Origin of the sequence: Aromatoleum diolicum, assembly GCF_012910955.1 — a bacterium.
GTDB lineage: Bacteria > Pseudomonadota > Gammaproteobacteria > Burkholderiales > Rhodocyclaceae > Aromatoleum > Aromatoleum diolicum.
Genome location: NZ_WTVQ01000086.1, coordinates 1 through 4,259 on the forward strand (window position 1 = coordinate 1; position 4,259 = coordinate 4,259).

Sequence of the window (4,259 nt, forward strand, 5' to 3'; positions counted from 1 at the left end):
GGGAGCTGCACCGCGTGTGGGTGGTGGAAGCGACGCTGCGCGAGGGCAAGCGCCATGTGTATAGCAAGCGCACCTTCTACCTCGACGAGGACTCGTGGGCGGCGCTCGCGTCCGACCAGTACGACGCCCGCGGCCAGCTCTATCGCGCGGGTTTCGCCTACATGGCCCCGAGCTACGACCTGCCGGCGCCCTACACCGACATGTTCGGCCACTACGACCTGGTCGCGGGCATCTACTCGCTGACCGGCTTCAGTGCCGAGACCGGCGGCATGCGCCAGTCCAAGCCGCTCACCGACCGCGACTGGTCGCCCGATTCGCTGGCTGGTTCGGGCATCCGGTAAGGCAATCGGCTCAACGGGCGGGCGTGATCGCAGGGGGAGAACGCCCTGCGTCCCCGCCTGCGACGGATAAGAAGAGTTCCCCTCCCCGGGACCCGGCGCGACAAAGGTTTGATCGCGCCGGGCGACCCGGCCCCAACAGAGGAAAAGCGATGAATGTGCACCGAATCTGCGGAGCACTGGCGGCGTTCGCGCTGCTGATTCCGGCAGGCGCCCCCGCGGCCGGTTTCCAGGACGTACTCGACGTGCCGGCGATGGCGAGCGAGCTGGCGGCCAAGGGCCTGATCAACGGCCTGGCGTTGGCGGGGCAGCGGGTCGTGGGCGTGGGCCAGCGCGGCCACATCGTGTACTCCGATGACCAGGGCAAGAGCTGGCGCCAGGCGAAGGTGCCGGTGAGCTCGGATCTGGTCGCGGTGAGCTTCCCGACGCCGCAGAAAGGCTGGGCGGTGGGCCACGACGGCGTAGTACTCGCGAGCAGCGATGCCGGCGCCACCTGGACGAAGCAGCTCGACGGCCGGGCGGTCGGCGAGCTGATGGTGACGTATTACAAGGCCAGGACGGGCGACGAAGCGGCGAAATGGGTTGCCGAGGCCGAGCGCTTCGCCGCGCAGGGCGCGGAGAATCCCTTCCTCGACGTGTGGTTCGCCGACGAGCAGAGCGGCTTCGTCGTGGGCGCCTTCAACCTGATCCTGCGCACCACCGACGGCGGCAAAAGCTGGGAGCCGTGGCTCGACCGCACCGCGAACCCGCAGGCGCTGCATCTGTATGCGATCCGCCCGGCCGGCGGCGACGTGTACGTCACCGGCGAGCAGGGCCTGGTGCTGCGCCTCGATGCGGGGGCGGGGCGCTTGCGTGCGCTGGAGACGCCCTACCGGGGGAGCTATTTTGGGGTGACGGGAACGGGCAACGCCGTCATCGTCTTCGGCCTGCGCGGCAACGCCTTCCGCAGCGCCGATGGCGGGGCCACCTGGCACAAGATCGACACCGGCGTGCAGGAAGGCCTCACGGCCGGCGTGCCGCTCGGCGCCGGCGGCGTGCTGCTCGCCAGCCAGGCGGGGCGGCTGCTGCTGAGCACCGACGGCGGCGAGCACTTCGCGCCGCTCAAGCTCGAGCGGGCCACGCCCGCCGCGGCGGTGCAGCCCCTCGGTACGGATGCGGTGGTCGTCGCGGGTGCCCGCGGCGTGCGCGTCCAGATGCTTCGCTAACAGGAGAACGACGCGATGGCCGTCGCATTCGACTCGCATGACCGGGCTCCGGTGGTGCGTTCCCTTTCTGATTTCGATCAGAATTCGGGCAACAAACTCGAGCGCCTGATCTTCAACCACCGCCTCGCGGTGATGGTGATCTGCGCGCTCGTCACCGTGGCGCTGGCGCTCGTGGCCGCCGCGAAACTGCATCTGAATGCCAGTTTCGAAAGCATGCTGCCGCAGAGCCAGCCCTACATCCAGAACTATCTGGACAATCGCAATGAGCTGCGTGGCCTGGGCAACGTGCTGCGCGTGGTGGTCGCAAGCCGCAAGGGCGACATCTTCGATCCCGCCTACCAGGAGACGCTGAAGAAGATCAACGACGAACTGATCCTCACCCCGGGCGTCGACCGCGCGTGGGTGAAGTCCTTGTGGACGCCGTCGGTGCGCTGGACCGAGGTCACCGAGGAGGGCTTCCAGGGCGGCCCGGTGATGCCGGACTCCTACGACGGCTCGCCGCGGGCGACCGAGCAGCTGAAGCTCAACATCGCGCGCTCGGGCATCGTCGGGCGCTTCGTCGGCAACGACTTCAAGTCGAGCATGGTGTTCGTGCCGCTGCTCGACAAGGATCCCGCCACGGGCGCGCCGATCGACTACCGGGCGCTGTCGCGCACGCTCGAGGACAACATCCGCGCCAAATTCGAGCAAAGCGTCGAGCAAAGCGTCGAGCAGGGCGGGGCGCCGGTGAACATCCACATCATCGGCTTCGCCAAGCTGGTCGGCGACCTGATCGACGGCGTGAGCCAGGTCATGACCTACTTCGCGGTCGCGGCGCTGATCGCGATCGTCGTGATCTTCTTCTACACCCGCTGCCTGAGGAGCACCGCACTGGTGGTGGCGTGCTCGGTGGTCGCCGTGGTGTGGCAGTTGGGTCTGATTGCCGCGCTGGGCTTCGCGCTCGATCCGTTCTCGATCCTCGTGCCCTTCCTGATCTTCGCTATCGGCGTGAGCCACGGCGCGCAGAAGATGAACGGCATCGTGCAGGACATCGGCCGCGGCACGCATCGCCTGGTCGCGGCGCGCTTCACCTTCCGGCGCCTCTTTCTCGCCGGCATGACGGCGCTGGTGGCGGACGCGGTGGGCTTTGCGGTGCTGATGGTGATCGACATCCCGGTGATCCAGTCGCTGGCGCTCTCGGCGAGTATCGGCGTGGCGGTACTGATCTTCACCAACCTGATCCTGCTGCCGGTGCTGCTGTCCTACACCGGCGTGAGCGCCCGGGCGGCCCAGCGCAGCCTGGTGGCCGAATCGGGCGGGGCGGACGGGAAGGGCGGTGCGGCGCTGTGGCGCTGGCTCGAGCGTTTCACCGAACGGCGCTGGGCGATCGGCGCGATCGCGATCTCCGCGGTGCTGACGGTGGCAGGCTTCGTCGTGAGCCTCAACCTCAAGATCGGCGATCTCGAACCGGGCGCGCCGGAGCTGCGCGCCGACTCGCGCTACAACCGCGACAACGCCTACATCACCGCCAATTATTCGCTCTCGTCCGACCAGTTCGCGGTGATCGTCAAGACCGCGGCCGAAGGCTGCCTGAAGTACGAGACACTGGTCGAGGCCGACCGCCTCGCGTGGCAGCTGCAGCAGGTGCCGGGGGTGCAGACCACCGTCTTCCTCGGGGATGCGGTGCGCCAGATCACCGCCGGCTCCTACGAGGGCAACCCGAAGTGGGTGACGCTCGCGCGCAACCAGGACGTGCTCAACTACGGCGCGCAGCAGGCCTCGGTGAATAACCCGGACCTCTTCAACAACGACTGCTCGGTGATGCCGGTGATCGCCTACCTGAGCGACCATCGCGCCGAGACCCTCGACCGGGTGGTCGCGACCGCGGCGCGCTTCGCCGAGGCGCACAGCTCGCCCGAACGCCAGTTCCTGCTCGCCGCGGGCAGCGCCGGCATCGAGGCGGCGACCAACATCGTGGTGCGCGAAGCCAACCGCACGATGCTGTTCTACGTGTATGGGGCGGTGATCGTGCTGTGCTTCATCACCTTCCGCAACTGGCGCGCGGTGATCGTCGCGGTGGTGCCGCTGGCGGTGACCTCGATCCTGTGCGAGGCGCTGATGGTGGTGCTGGGGATCGGCGTGAAGGTCGGCACCTTGCCGGTGATCGCGCTGGGGGTGGGGATCGGTGTCGACTACGCGCTGTACCTGCTCTCCATCCAGCTCGCGCAGCAGCGTGCAGGGGCCTCGCTCGCTGACGCACATCGACGCTCGATTCAATTCACGGGCAAGGTGGTCGCACTGGTGGGCGTGACGCTCGCCGCGGGGGTGGTGACGTGGATCTGGTCACCAATCAAGTTCCAGGCCGACATGGGGATCCTGCTGACCTTCATGTTCGTGTGGAACATGGTCGGTGCGCTGATCCTGATTCCGGCGCTGTCGCACTTCCTGCTGAAGAGTCCGAAAGGCGTGCAGCGTGTCGGGGCGATGCCGGCGCTCAGCCTGGCGGCACAATAACAGAGGCGGAACCGATCGATGAGCGTTCAAATGCGTGCAATGACGATACTGAATTTCCCGGTCTGGTCGCAACTGTGGCCGGGCGTGCTGACCGCAATCACGATCGCGCTGGCGGCGAGCTTCGTGGCCGAGCATCAGGGCGGGCCGCAGCTGCTGTACGCGCTGTTCTTCGGCATGGCGTTCAACTTCGCCGCGAACGGCGAGAAGATCCACGCGGGCATCG

3 protein-coding genes and 1 pseudogene are annotated in these 4,259 nt (G+C 67.6%); all 4 read left to right on the plus strand.

Features of this window, described 5'->3' with window-relative positions:
- The coding region (locus GPA25_RS23380; protein WP_169262796.1) for a DUF1329 domain-containing protein at positions 1-341 on the plus strand (341 nt) is incomplete at its 5' end.
- Positions 342-490: 149 nt separating this feature from the next.
- Complete coding sequence (locus tag GPA25_RS23385) at positions 491-1,543, plus strand: WD40/YVTN/BNR-like repeat-containing protein (protein ID WP_169262797.1); 1,053 nt, start codon at positions 491-493, stop codon at positions 1,541-1,543.
- A 15-nt stretch (positions 1,544-1,558) separates the two neighbouring features.
- Positions 1,559-4,036: an efflux RND transporter permease subunit gene (locus GPA25_RS23390; protein WP_169262798.1), complete on the plus strand. Its 2,478-nt coding sequence runs from the start codon at positions 1,559-1,561 to the stop codon at positions 4,034-4,036.
- 18 nt (positions 4,037-4,054) lie between these two features.
- Positions 4,055-4,259 (plus strand): annotated as a pseudogene (locus tag GPA25_RS23395) (putative sulfate exporter family transporter); the annotation flags it as partial.